This window comes from Microcoleus sp. A006_D1, from assembly GCF_036702805.1.
Taxonomy (GTDB): Bacteria; Cyanobacteriota; Cyanobacteriia; order Cyanobacteriales; family Microcoleaceae; genus Microcoleus.
On record NZ_JAUBVZ010000003.1, the window covers coordinates 39,389 to 51,044 of the forward strand.

The following is an 11,656-nucleotide window of genomic DNA, read 5'->3' on the forward strand; positions in this document are numbered from 1 at the left end:
CAAACTACTTGCTCCAAAAAAAACCGGGTTTCTATTCAAGTGGCCCGTAAGTCCTCACTCAATCATCCTCCTTTTAAGATCGAAAATCACAAATCAAAAATGACTGCTGTGCCCTTGCCTCGCCCCTCACCTCAACCTGCTGACCGCCCTCCGAGTCGCAATTCTACCGACGCGACGCCAGTATTTGCCCTCAAAGAACTGGTGGCGCGCTTGCACCGATACCAGCACAACGTTCAAGATATGTTGAGTTCGCTGGGATTTGCCCTGCGGAGTTTTAACAATCTCAACCAATTTTTGGAGTTGGTGCCTTTGGTGGCGACTCGCATTACCGACGCCGACGGGGGAGCTCTAGTGCTGTTCAAACCCAACGGTCAAGTCAGGTTCCAGCAGTTGCACTGCCAGGAAGGACGGCAGTGCCAAGATATGCGAAAAGCGCTGGAAATAGCCACCAGGCAAGCTACAGCAGGTGCGGGCGCGGCGGGTGGTGAATCTTTTTCCGAAACCTCCGGGCAGGCTTCTAGTCTCGACTTGCAAGTAAGCCGTTATTTGGGCCCTGAGGTTCATTTGTTTGGGGCGCCAATTTTAGTCAAGAATTTGGAACGCGGACGGCTTTATGTTTTTAGCAGCGATCCGCAATATCTCTGGACTCCCGGCAGACAGAAATTAGTTCGGTTGGTGGCGGATCAAACCGCCGTGGCGATATGCAAGGACGAACTTACTGCTAAGTTGGCTGAAAAAGAACGCTTGGACAGAGAGTTAGAAATCGGGGCGGAAATTCAGTTGCGCCTGCAACCCCGCAGTTGTCCGAAAATTCCCGGTCTTGACGTGGCCGCCCGCTGTCAAACTGCTAGCAGGGTCGGCGGAGATTATTATGATTTTATTCCCGCTGACTATGACCCGATCGGCAAGGAAGATGAGGGGGAACACCCCCCATCCCTGATTAAAAATCTCAAGTCCAAAATCGACAAGGGCCGCTGGAGCATCGTCATCGGCGACGTGATGGGCAAAGGCGTACCCGCCGGCCTGCTGATGACGATGACGCGGGGTATGCTGCGGGCGGAGGTTTTGAACCGTCACTCGCCTTCGAGAATTTTGCAACATTTAAACCGGGTAATGCACGCGGATTTGGAGAATTCCCACCGTTTTGTAACTCTGTTTTATTCGGAATACGACCCGAAAACTCGCGTTTTGTCTTACAGTAATGCTGCTCACCACCCGCCTTTGCTGTGGCAAGCTGCAACTAATTCTATTGTGAGGCTCGATACTTTGGAGGGAATGTTGATTGGCCTGGATGCTGATTCGCACTACCAAGAAGCTCAAGTGCAATTGCAGCCTGGTGATACTATTATTTATTACACTGACGGATTTACTGATGCTGCTAATCAAAGGGGCGATCGGTTTGATGAGGATAACTTGATCTCGGCTTTTCAATGGGCTTGTCAAAATTATCAGCAGTCTGAGGAAATTTTGGATTATTTGTTCGATCGGGTTCACCAGTTTATCGGCATCGGCAACCGCAATGAAGATGACATGACACTGGTTGTACTTAGAGTAATACCTGCTACTGGAGAAAATCACCATGATAGTTAATTTAATGCCGGAAATTACTACTGGATTGACCAGCTCAATTAATTGGAACGATGCCGCTCATTTGTTAGTTGTGAAATCTCATTTGAGTTCGACTCTGTTTTTGGGTCAAAGCTACGATATTTTTACGAATTTTCAGAAAGCTTGGAATAATTTTGTGTCTACTGGTCAAATTGGAGCTTTTTTTATAGGTATGTTTGTCGGCTGGTTCTTCAAGGGAATTTTCCGTTAGATTTGTGGTGGGGATTTGGGGGTATTAGGAAAGGATTTGAAAAGTTCATAGTGAGGACTTCAGTCCTTTCTTATGCAGCACAATTTTCACGATTTTGTAGTCAGGACTTCAGTTTTTTATTGTAAATACAGCTATAAACCGGGAGAAGGACTTACATTCCTTACTACAAACCGGGAGAAGGACTTGCATTCCTTACTACAAAGCGGAGGAAGGACTTGCATTACTTACGAAAAATCGGTTTTTAGAGAGTTCTGCAAAAGACATATAATCTAGTTTTAGCTTCAGCAATGACAACACAACAAAAAACTTGGAGTCAAAGATTTGAATCGGCGCTGCACCCGGCGATCGCCCTATTCAATGCTAGTATTGGCTTCGACATCGAACTGATTGAGTATGACTTGACCGGTTCTATCGCTCATGCTAAAATGCTCGCCAAAACCGGGATAATTTCCGCAGCAGAAGGCGAACAGTTAGTCAATGGCTTAGAACAAATCCGCCGCGAATACCGCCAAGGTCTTTTTGTTCCGGGAGTTGATGCAGAAGACGTTCACTTCGCTGTAGAGAAGCGGCTGACGGATATTGTGGGGGATGCGGGGAAAAAGCTGCACACGGCTCGATCGCGCAACGACCAAGCGGGTACTGATACTCGTTTGTATTTGCGCGATCGCATCGCCGAAATTCGCGAGCAATTGCGGGAATTTCAAGAGGTTTTGCTGGAAATAGCGGAGCTTAACGTCGAAACTTTAATCCCTGGTTACACGCACTTGCAACGCGCTCAGCCGATTAGTTTGGCTCATTACCTGTTAGCTTATTTTGAAATGTCCGATCGCGATTGGGAACGCCTCGGCGATGTCTTGAAGCGGGTGAATATTTCGCCTTTGGGTTGCGGGGCGCTGGCGGGGACGACTTTCCCGATCGACCGACATTATACGGCAGAACTCTTGCAATTTGACAAGGTTTATGCTAATAGCTTGGATGGAGTGAGCGATCGAGATTTTGCGATCGAATTTCTCGCAGCCGCCAGCATCATCATGGTACACCTGAGCCGTTTGTCAGAAGAAATGATTTTGTGGTCTTCTCACGAATTTGGATTTATTACGCTCAAAGATAGCTGCGCTACTGGTTCTAGCATCATGCCCCAGAAAAAAAATCCCGACGTGCCTGAGTTGGTGCGGGGCAAGGCGGGGCGGGTTTTTGGTCACTTGCAAGCCTTGCTTGTAGTAGTGAAGGGACTGCCTTTGGCCTACAACAAAGATTTGCAAGAAGATAAAGAAGCTTTGTTTGATACCGTGAAAACTGTACAGGGTTGCTTGGAAGCAATGACGATTTTGTTGCGGGAAGGAATCGCGTTTAATGGCGATCGCCTCGCCGCAGCGGTTGCAGAAGACTTTTCCAACGCTACAGACGTAGCAGACTATTTGGCTGCTAAAGGCGTTCCCTTCCGGGAAGCTTACAACCTGGTGGGCAAAGTCGTCAAAACCTGTCTTTCGGGGGGCAAACTCCTCAAAGATTTGACACTTGAGGAGTGGAAAGACTTGCACCCAGCCTTTGAAACAGACATTTACAGCGCGATCGCACCTCAGCAAGTGGTGGCGGCTCGCAATAGTTACGGGGGTACCGGGTTTGAACAAGTGAGGAAGTCACTGATCGCTGCGCGCGATCGGATCGCCTAAACATCGTTAAATTTTTGGAGAAATTCTGGCTGGCTATCTCTCCTTAGAACGATCGTGTTGTGCACTCTGGTTCTAAGTTCGGCAGATAGCCTGACTCAATTACTCTTCAGCAGCAGCCATGTCTTTGTCCCTTCCGCCACCGCTCATGGCGCCCATGCCACCGCCGTTGCCGCCGTCAAATCGCCTTCTCTTGTTGGAGAACATATCTTGATTTCTCCGCTTGCGAAATTTGCGAGCGTATGCTTGATTTCGTTGTGCCTTCTCTTTCTTGAGATTGCGGCGCTTAGCCATTATGACCTCACTAATAAACATTGACATTCCCCTGGCTTTCACGCCCGGGGATTCTTAAGGATAAACTTTTTTTCGGGATAAATCCGCAAAAAGTTTGATTCTTAAAGGCGCTGTCTGTGCACCAGGGCTCGCGGACTCCGCCATTGAGGCTGAGTTTTTAGCAAATAATTCAAATTAAAACTGTATCTTGTTGCATACTAATTGTTTGATTGACTCTCTTGACTGCTGTTTCCATCCCTGACAAGACCGGAAGCTCCGGAAGCGGGTATGGGGCAGCTATGGCGCCGATCGCTTGCGGGATTTCCACTTGTGGCCAGCGCTGAGAGTCACTTAACTTTGTATGCCGTCGTATATTATATCAAATTTTAGACGCTTTTGCTCTGATTTCACAAATACCACAAATGACGCTCGATCCAAGTGACACAGCCCCTGTCTTCAGCCTGCCCGACGCTGCCGGCAATTTGGTGAGCCTCGCCGATTTTCGGCTTGAGCGGGCAAAATATCACCCCAAGTTTGCAGCCAAATATCAACTGCCTTTTCCCAGGCTGTGCGACTCAAAGGCAGAAGTCGCACAGCAACTACGGCTGTTACCGACTCAAAAAGTTTATGGTTCAAGAATTTATGGGCATTACTCGATCGACCGCGAGCGAGCCAGATGGTACGATGGAAAAGGTTTACCGCTTGCGTCAAACCAAAATCTCACGCAGCGGAGATTTTAGCAGACCTCTCGCCTGACTAAAAAATTAAAAATTAAGACTCGATAGCTGCGAGCTAAGAACCCTGAAATTATTTTTCCCTAAACAAGCTTTTGAGTTAAATGCTTAGATTGTGGCAAATTGTACAAACTGTGCTGGGGCTGATTTTTCGACATCCCGTCACGGGTACTGCCGTGATTCCTGTATTGCCTGACGGGCGAATTGTGTTAATTCGCCGCCGCGACAACGGTCGCTGGGGACTGCCCGGAGGTATGGTGGATTGGGGAGAGGATATTCCGACGACGGTGCGGCGGGAATTGGCGGAGGAAACAGGACTCGATTTAGTCAAAATTCGCCGCTTGGTGGGCGTTTATTCGGCAGCCGATAGAGACCCTCGCCTCCACTCGATTTGTATCGTGGTGGCCGCAGAGGTACAGGGAAAGATGCAAGTTCAGGATACGCTGGAAATCAGCGAGGTTGAGGCTTTTTTGCCGGCAGCGATGCCCGAGGGCCCGCTCAGCCACGATAACGAGCAGCATTTGCAGGACTATTTTCAAGGCCTGACAACTTTGGCTTGACAGTTGACAGTTGACAGTTGACAGTTGACAGTTGAGGGCAACCTCTACCTAGAAGTCCGAGGATTCGAGTAATGAATAGTCTTGTTTTAATTTCTCCCTACAAGGGTTCGGGCTTTAAACCAATTGTTTCTGGTAAACCGAGGATGGGGTATCGAAATTTGAGCAAAGTCGGGAATTAGCTGGCCGGAGCGTCGATTTTCCATTTTCCATTTTCGATTTATAAGGGCAGATGAATCTGGGAACTTGAACAGGAGTCTAAAATTTGGAGTTCTCCATCACTGCTGTCGCAAAGCAAGTATCCGTTTTTGGGCAGGGTCAAAAGCTGCCTGTTATGAGTCGGGAATTAATTTTTAATGTTTTCCTACTTTAATTCACAATCTCTGAACATTAAATTAATCATCTTTTTATTGTTGAATATTTAACCGGATGTACTCACAGCGACGCAATTCTCGGGTCAAACTTTCTGTAGGGCAAATCTTCTGGCGCGAAGTCGGTCAGGGCCCAAGTTTAGTATTTTTGCACGGTTCTTGGGACGACGGCACTCAGTGGCTCAGGACGATCGAACTTTTGAGTTCCCACTACCAATGCTTCGCACCGGATTTGCTGGGGTTTGGCGACTCGGAACGCCCGAATGTTCATTATTCGATCGACCTGGAAGTAGAATGTCTCGCCCAATACCTGGATACTTTGAAGCTGCGACAGGTTTATTTAATCGCTCACTCTGTGGGCGGCTGGGTGGCCGCCAGCTACGCAATCAAATATCCCGATCGAGTTCAGGGTTTGGTGTTGTTGGCCCCAGAAGGCGTCAAAGTCGGTCACCGACGGGCGCGGTGGCAGACGGCTAGCTGGCTGATCGGTCAACCTCCGCTGGCTTTCTGGTTGCTGCGATCGATCTATCCAATTGCTAAGCTGCTGGGGGGTCAAAAGAAGATTGACCAAATGCTCGAGTTCAGACAGCAGTTGATGCAGTCCCCAGTTGCCGTGCAGTTGCTGTTCCGGCGGCGGCGGGCTGAAATTACAGCCGAGTTAGTTGATGAGAGTTTGCCTTTGCTGAAAGCGCCTATTTTGGTGTTGCACGGTTCTGAAGATACTGTCGCCGCTTTGTCTCTGTGTCAATCCTATGCTGCTCTGGCTCCTAATGCCGAACTGCAATCTGTCAGTCCCGGGGAAAGCAATTTGCCGCAGGAAGTCCCGGATATTGTTGCTAAGTATATTCGCGAGTTTGCGAAGTAAATTGGTCGTTGGTCATTGGTCATTGGTGATTGGTAACAGTTAATCTAATTAGCCTTTAAAGTAGACGAGCAATTGCATAAATCTTTAATTAATAGGCTAACCGCAGATGCAAGGCAGATGAACACTGATGAACGCAGATAATTTAAAGATAAGAGAGCTTGGGAGTGCAAGAGGTCTATTGTTGTCAAAAAATAATCAAATTCTTGTGGGACGTTGCTCTGAGCATCGCCCGGAATATGCAATTTAGATGCACAACAGCTTAATAACCAATGACTGATGACTGATGACTAATTCCCCAAAAAATGGCTGCTGGTGCGTGAATTACTGAGGAGGCTGTATCGGGAAAGGCTGCGGTGAGATATTGCAATAGTAAAGTTCGATCGCCCCCAGTGACTGCAATTTTGCTATTAGGAAACAAACGCAGCCAATCTTCAATAAAATCCCTAACTCCTGCCACAGTCGCATATACAACTCCGCTGTGAATTGCCCCGGCAGTATCTGTAGCCCAGCGATGCGGCAGAGTTTCTGGTAAGCTGACGGAGGGCAGTGCAGCGGTTTTTTGGTTTAGGGACGACAACTGTAAACCCAAACCCGGCAAGATGGCGCCCCCAACTAAATACCTATTGACATTAGCCCCAGTAAATGTTAAAGCTGTACCAGCATCTATAAGTAAAACTGGCCAACCTAATTGGCTGCCAGCACCAAGTAAAGCCAAAGCTCTATCAATTCCCAGGGTAGGATAGAGTCCCCCGATCGGCAACTGGTCTAAAGTAATAATTCGGACTTCAGGATAACTCTGCCAGATTGCTGTTTGGTGGGGAACTACTGATGCCAAAACTAGAGGTAGTGGCCTTAAAGAAGGTGTATGAGGATGAGAGACAGCGGGAGTAGCAGGAAGACCAGGTAGATTTCGATCGGCTATTTGCTCGATCGACCTCCTCACTGTTTGCACCAAATATTCTGCCTTTTCCTCACAGGAGAGCCCAGAAACAGCATCAGCTTTGAGATGCTCTGTCTCCCATGTTTTCTCCAGAGTTTTGCCCGCAAATAATCCCCAGTGCAGCCGCGAATTGCCGATCGCCAAAGCTATTTTCATTTGGCCTTTACCTGTCAATCCAAGTGAAACGTTATCGGTGCAAGCTGGCGGGCTAAAATTTTCGGGCATTGAGTTTTCCATGTCGATCGCGCGCGCAAACATTTAACTAAAGACAGATTTTAGATTAATTTTCTTCGCTTAACATGGCGGTTAACTCTAATTGACATCTGATGCACTTTAATGGTGCGTGCCTAATTAGCTTTGTCGGCTACAGAACGCATAATTTATAGTGATAAATATTTGTAAAGGAAATGATTGCTATCCTCATACTGCATCCTTTATAATGTATGAAGATTCCAATAGTCCTGGTAGCTGCGATCTGGCTGTTGGCGGGGTAAGCTTAGGTATAAAAGACCAGACTAAATCAAGATACTGCAAAACTGCTGAGTAAATATGTCTTTAAAAATACAAGAACACGAAAACCCCTGGCCGACATTAACTTCGCGGTTGCCTGAACCAGGAAATTGGAGGGAGGAAGAAGGTCTCTTATTACCAGAAATAGACGCACAAAAAGCCCTGATCGTGCAGATGCAGCAGCAAGTTCAGCTATCAAACTTGCTGAACCAAATTAATAACGAAATTCGCAGCACCCTTGACATTGAACAGATTTTAACATCTGCTTGCCGATTGTTGGGGCAAGCGCTAGAGTGCAGCCGCGTCAGTATTTTAGTCAAAGAATCCAATAGAGAAAAAACGTTAGTCACTCGGGGAGAGTACAACGCGGGGGACTATCCGATCCAACTGGGTATGAAAGTACCGGTTACTGACAACCCGCACTTGACTGCTGTCGTATCTGGGCAAGAGTCGCTAGCATTGACGAAGTTTCTCGATTTTCCCGGATTGAACGAACAAACCCGACAAATTGCCGAGGCTTTGGAGATTAAGTCAATGCTGGCAGTAGCTACTCGCTATCAAGGTGAAGTGAATGGCATAATTGGGTTGCATCAGTGCGATCGCGAACGGGAATGGACTCATTGGGAACAGCAACTTTTAGAAGGGGTAGCCTCCCAATTGGCGATCGCGATCAATCAAGCTAAACTCTACAGCAAAACCCGCCGCCAAGCCGAAAAAGAATCGCTGCTGCGGCTGATCGGCAACCAAATTCGCAGTACCTTGGATCTGGGAACTATCCTGCAAACAGCGGTGAGGGAAGTCCGCCAACTGTTGCAGTGCGATCGAGTAATTATGTACCAGTTTGAAGACAACTGGGTGGGAAAAGTTGTGGTTGAAGATATGACGGTTCCTTGGCCTTCAATTTTAGGAAATATGGGGGCTGATAAGTGTTTCAGGGGAGATTACGCCGATCTTTACCAGCAAGGGCGAGTCAAAGCAATTAATGATATTTTTAATGCCGGTTTAGAGCCTTGTCACGTTGATTTCTTAGACAGTTTGCAGGTGAAAGCTAATCTGATCGTGCCGATAGTTACATCCAGAAGCGAAGAAAATTCACCCGAAATAGACGGAAGTTGTAATTTCAAATTTCCCGGTAGACTGTGGGGTTTGCTGATTGCTCACGAGTGCCATGATACGCGGAATTGGGAGCTGCAAGAAACGGAGTTGCTGTCGCAGCTAGCTGACCAAATGGCGATCGCCATTCAGCAAGCAGAACTTTACAGCAAAGTCCGAGAAGCTGCGGTCAAATCTCAAGCTCAAACCCAGCAATTGCAAGCAGCGATGCAAGAATTGCGATCGACTCAACAGCAATTGATTCAAAGCGAAAAAATGTCTGGTTTGGGGCAAATGGTGGCGGGAATTGCTCACGAAATTAATAACGCTAACAATTTCATTCACGCTAACTTGTTTCACGCTCAAGAATATTTCAAAGTCTTAGACGAAGCTCTCGAATTGTGTGGGAATGCCTGCCCGGAAGCAGCGGCGGCACTTGTCAGAATCAATGAAGAATTAGAACTCGATTACATTCGAGAAGATTTTAGTAAACTGCTCAATTCGATGCGGGAAGGCAGCAGCAGGATTCGATCGATCGTGACAACGCTGCGAAGTTTTTCTCGTTTAGATCATGCTGAATTTAAAGCTGTAGATTTGCATGAAGGTTTAGAAAGCAGTTTGTTGATGCTGCAAAATAAGCTGAAAACAAATATCAAAATCGATAAACAATACGGAAGTCTGCCACGAATCAAATGTCATGCAGGTCAAATCAACCAAGTATTTTATAATTTGCTTGATAATGCTTTAGATGCGATCGACTCAACGAGCAAACCGGGGGAATTAACCATCCGCAGTTGGCAAAGCGAGCCGGACTGGGTAACAATCTCTGTCCGCGATACGGGAAATGGCATTCCGGCAGAAATTCAAGACAAGATTTTTGACCCGTTTTTTACCACTAAACCTGTGGGGAAAGGTACTGGTTTGGGACTTTCTGTGTGCTATCAGGTAATTGTGCAAGCTCACGGCGGCCGGATTCGGTGCGTCAGTCAGGTTGGCGAAGGAACTGAGTTTATTGTGGAGTTACCGCTGAAAAATTAAACAGCCACCCCATAAAATTGGTTCGATCGCATTCTTCAGCGCCCTCGCATCAGGGGCTAGAAACCCGGTTCCTACGAGTTTTTCGTTTACTAACGAGAAATTTATGAAGAAACCGAGTTTCTGAGGTAGCGGGTGCGTCCAATTTATTTGAAATAAGCTGTTGAGCATCTGAATTGTATATTCGGGACGGGCTAGGAGCAACGTCCCACAAGAATTTAATTAATTTTTGACACACAATTTAAATGCAGAACAGCTTATCGAAACGGTCAAATATGAATTATGTCAAAACCTAATTGGTAGATTTTTGCAAAAAACAGTCGATCGCGCGCTGCACGTACAAGCACCATTCGACTCATCTATAGCGGTTCTAAAAAAAGTGAGGAGAGCCTCATGCCCTATGCCCTATGCCCTATGCCGTTCGCGTACCTGATCTTTTTGAGAAAGGCTATATGTTCGTTCATTTTAGGCAGAGAATAGGTGTCAACCTAGTCAATAAAATCAACGAAAAAATGGTCAAAGAGCACACCGAAGTACCAGGCGAAGTAGTCGAAAAAAGTCATCAGAAATAAATGAGCCTAAAAATTCAGGAAAATTAATATTAGACGCAACCTGCGCGCCAGCCGACATTTTAACAAGAATTTTTGGAGACAATTAGCCGATCGCACTTCCGGCAAAATAGAATAATTGCCGGAAGGGCGATCGCACTTTTTGACAGTTAACGTTCGATCGACAATTGCATCGGAATTGGCACGCTGGTTTCAGTTAGGGACAGCGCATTCACGAAAACAAGTGTATGGGAGACGGCGGGCATTAAGCGGCGGAGTGCATTGAGGTAAGATTCCGCATCGCGGCGGCGGCTGAAACGGGCGACTGTTAACCGCTGACAGTTGGGGAGGTGGCGAATTATGCACCAAGGCACAAGTCGATCGCGATAGGTCGATTCTTTTGGTATCATAGATGTGTTCTGCCCACTTTGGTGGGTGGTAAAGGAAAGGCGATCGCTCTAGATTTCTCAGGTCACGGGGCGATCGCCAATTTTGATAATACTAATCCTATGATACGTTCGTATCGACTGTCAAGTGTAAGATGGGGCTAATTAGGTTGCGAGTTCGAGAACTCGCTGAGGAGAAGGGTTGGACGCTTAAAGAAGTTTCTGAGCGATCGGGTATTCCTTACAGTACGGTTAGAAGCTACGCCCATTCTCCGAAGCTGGCAACCGTTGACTACACAGCATTGGATAAGATGGCCCGTGCGTTCGATATTGCGATCGAGGATTTAGTGGAAATTCTGGAAAATTAGGTGCGATCGGGCTTTCTTTCTCTTCCTTCGCGCTAAGAGCGCTTACGCACCGCTTCGCGTACTGCGTCTTCGCGGTTCGTTGTTCGATCGGATCTCGGCTATTTCCCTGGTGTCATCTATTAATTCTTTTGTTATTCTGTCAAGGCGATCGTTTGCATCCTTGGCAAGTTTGAAGCAACCCACACTGACAGCCATGCCGCTAGATGTGGTGACAGCGCCTTCAGTAACTTTGCCTGACAATAGAAGTGCCGCACCGACAAGGCTGATGCAGGTAGAGAGTACGGTTGCTGCTAAAGCAGCGTTAAAGCTATAACGCGATTGGCGCAAGCGCTCTTTGACAATAATCATTTCTAGTGCGGAGTGAGGGTTGGTGATTAGCTTGTTATTCATGATTTCGTAGAACCTGTAGACTTCATACTTTTATTGTCAAGCCAAATGCCTGAAACCTTGACTAGGTAATGATTGTCTTGTTAATCTATTTTGACTTG

12 protein-coding genes and 1 pseudogene are annotated in these 11,656 nt (G+C 47.0%); 9 read left to right on the top strand and 4 right to left on the bottom strand.

Features of this window, described 5'->3' with window-relative positions; all coding sequences use genetic code 11:
• The first annotated feature begins 99 nt into the window (after positions 1-99).
• The 3 genes from QUB68_RS05780 to argH all read left to right on the top strand — a co-directional run bounded on the left by QUB68_RS05780 (position 100) and on the right by argH (position 3,492).
• Complete coding sequence (locus tag QUB68_RS05780) at positions 100-1,590, top strand: PP2C family protein-serine/threonine phosphatase (RefSeq protein WP_332990242.1); 1,491 nt, start codon at positions 100-102, stop codon at positions 1,588-1,590.
• A complete protein-coding gene (locus QUB68_RS05785) occupies positions 1,580-1,819 on the top strand; it encodes a hypothetical protein (protein ID WP_332990244.1) in 240 nt (79 codons plus the stop codon). The genes QUB68_RS05780 and QUB68_RS05785 overlap by 11 nt, the downstream gene beginning before the upstream one ends.
• Before the next feature lie 287 nt (positions 1,820-2,106).
• Positions 2,107-3,492 (top strand): argininosuccinate lyase, encoded by a 1,386-nt coding sequence (gene argH / locus QUB68_RS05790; protein ID WP_332990245.1) that lies wholly within the window; start codon positions 2,107-2,109, stop codon positions 3,490-3,492.
• Between the two features lie 99 nt (positions 3,493-3,591).
• On the opposite strand, the gene QUB68_RS05795 is transcribed toward argH, so the two are convergent.
• Complete coding sequence (locus QUB68_RS05795; RefSeq protein WP_194066729.1) at positions 3,592-3,783, bottom strand: hypothetical protein; 192 nt, start codon at positions 3,781-3,783, stop codon at positions 3,592-3,594.
• Positions 3,784-4,184: 401 nt separating this feature from the next.
• On the opposite strand from QUB68_RS05795, the gene QUB68_RS05800 reads away from it, so the two are divergent.
• From QUB68_RS05800 to QUB68_RS05810, 3 genes are all read left to right on the top strand, one after another.
• Positions 4,185-4,502, top strand: coding sequence for a hypothetical protein (locus QUB68_RS05800; RefSeq protein WP_332990248.1), 318 nt, complete (start codon positions 4,185-4,187; stop codon positions 4,500-4,502).
• 98 nt (positions 4,503-4,600) lie between these two features.
• Positions 4,601-5,056, top strand: a complete 456-nt coding sequence (locus QUB68_RS05805) for an NUDIX hydrolase (protein ID WP_332990251.1) — start codon at positions 4,601-4,603, stop codon at positions 5,054-5,056.
• A 426-nt stretch (positions 5,057-5,482) separates the two neighbouring features.
• On the top strand, positions 5,483-6,289 hold the full coding sequence (locus QUB68_RS05810) for an alpha/beta fold hydrolase (RefSeq protein WP_332990254.1): 807 nt from the start codon (positions 5,483-5,485) through the stop codon (positions 6,287-6,289).
• A 259-nt stretch (positions 6,290-6,548) separates the two neighbouring features.
• Here the strand turns inward: QUB68_RS05810 and QUB68_RS05815 are convergent, their stop codons facing one another.
• Entirely contained in the window at positions 6,549-7,454 is a 906-nt protein-coding gene (locus tag QUB68_RS05815; protein WP_332990256.1) for a pantothenate kinase, read from the bottom strand.
• Positions 7,455-7,778: 324 nt separating this feature from the next.
• On the opposite strand from QUB68_RS05815, the gene QUB68_RS05820 reads away from it, so the two are divergent.
• Positions 7,779-9,869, top strand: a complete 2,091-nt coding sequence (locus QUB68_RS05820; RefSeq protein ID WP_332990258.1) for a GAF domain-containing sensor histidine kinase — start codon at positions 7,779-7,781, stop codon at positions 9,867-9,869.
• Positions 9,870-10,318: 449 nt separating this feature from the next.
• Positions 10,319-10,497, top strand: a pseudogene (locus tag QUB68_RS05825) (IS5/IS1182 family transposase); the annotation flags it as partial.
• 87 nt (positions 10,498-10,584) lie between these two features.
• Here the strand turns inward: QUB68_RS05825 and QUB68_RS05830 are convergent.
• Positions 10,585-10,824: a hypothetical protein gene (locus tag QUB68_RS05830; RefSeq protein WP_332990261.1), complete on the bottom strand. Its 240-nt coding sequence runs from the start codon at positions 10,822-10,824 to the stop codon at positions 10,585-10,587.
• Between the two features lie 131 nt (positions 10,825-10,955).
• Between QUB68_RS05830 and QUB68_RS05835 the strand changes: the two genes are divergently transcribed.
• Positions 10,956-11,168, top strand: a complete 213-nt coding sequence (locus tag QUB68_RS05835) for a helix-turn-helix domain-containing protein (RefSeq protein WP_332990264.1) — start codon at positions 10,956-10,958, stop codon at positions 11,166-11,168.
• 42 nt (positions 11,169-11,210) lie between these two features.
• Here the strand turns inward: QUB68_RS05835 and QUB68_RS05840 are convergent, their stop codons facing one another.
• Positions 11,211-11,558 (bottom strand): TRADD-N-associated membrane domain-containing protein, encoded by a 348-nt coding sequence (locus QUB68_RS05840; protein WP_332990267.1) that lies wholly within the window; start codon positions 11,556-11,558, stop codon positions 11,211-11,213.
• Between the last annotated feature and the right edge of the window lie 98 nt (positions 11,559-11,656).

Bases quoted from the DNA above. Each gene is read 5' to 3' on its own strand.
- QUB68_RS05780 (WP_332990242.1), top strand. From the start codon at position 100: ATGACTGCTGTGCCCTTGCCTCGCCCCTCACCTCAACCTGCTGACCGC.
- QUB68_RS05785 (WP_332990244.1), top strand. From the start codon at position 1,580: ATGATAGTTAATTTAATGCCGGAAATTACTACTGGATTGACCAGCTCA.
- argH (WP_332990245.1), top strand. From the start codon at position 2,107: ATGACAACACAACAAAAAACTTGGAGTCAAAGATTTGAATCGGCGCTG.
- QUB68_RS05795 (WP_194066729.1), bottom strand. From the start codon at position 3,783: ATGGCTAAGCGCCGCAATCTCAAGAAAGAGAAGGCACAACGAAATCAA.
- QUB68_RS05800 (WP_332990248.1), top strand. From the start codon at position 4,185: ATGACGCTCGATCCAAGTGACACAGCCCCTGTCTTCAGCCTGCCCGAC.
- QUB68_RS05805 (WP_332990251.1), top strand. From the start codon at position 4,601: ATGCTTAGATTGTGGCAAATTGTACAAACTGTGCTGGGGCTGATTTTT.
- QUB68_RS05810 (WP_332990254.1), top strand. From the start codon at position 5,483: ATGTACTCACAGCGACGCAATTCTCGGGTCAAACTTTCTGTAGGGCAA.
- QUB68_RS05815 (WP_332990256.1), bottom strand. From the start codon at position 7,454: ATGCCCGAAAATTTTAGCCCGCCAGCTTGCACCGATAACGTTTCACTT.
- QUB68_RS05820 (WP_332990258.1), top strand. From the start codon at position 7,779: ATGTCTTTAAAAATACAAGAACACGAAAACCCCTGGCCGACATTAACT.
- QUB68_RS05830 (WP_332990261.1), bottom strand. From the start codon at position 10,824: ATGATACCAAAAGAATCGACCTATCGCGATCGACTTGTGCCTTGGTGC.
- QUB68_RS05835 (WP_332990264.1), top strand. From the start codon at position 10,956: ATGGGGCTAATTAGGTTGCGAGTTCGAGAACTCGCTGAGGAGAAGGGT.
- QUB68_RS05840 (WP_332990267.1), bottom strand. From the start codon at position 11,558: ATGAATAACAAGCTAATCACCAACCCTCACTCCGCACTAGAAATGATT.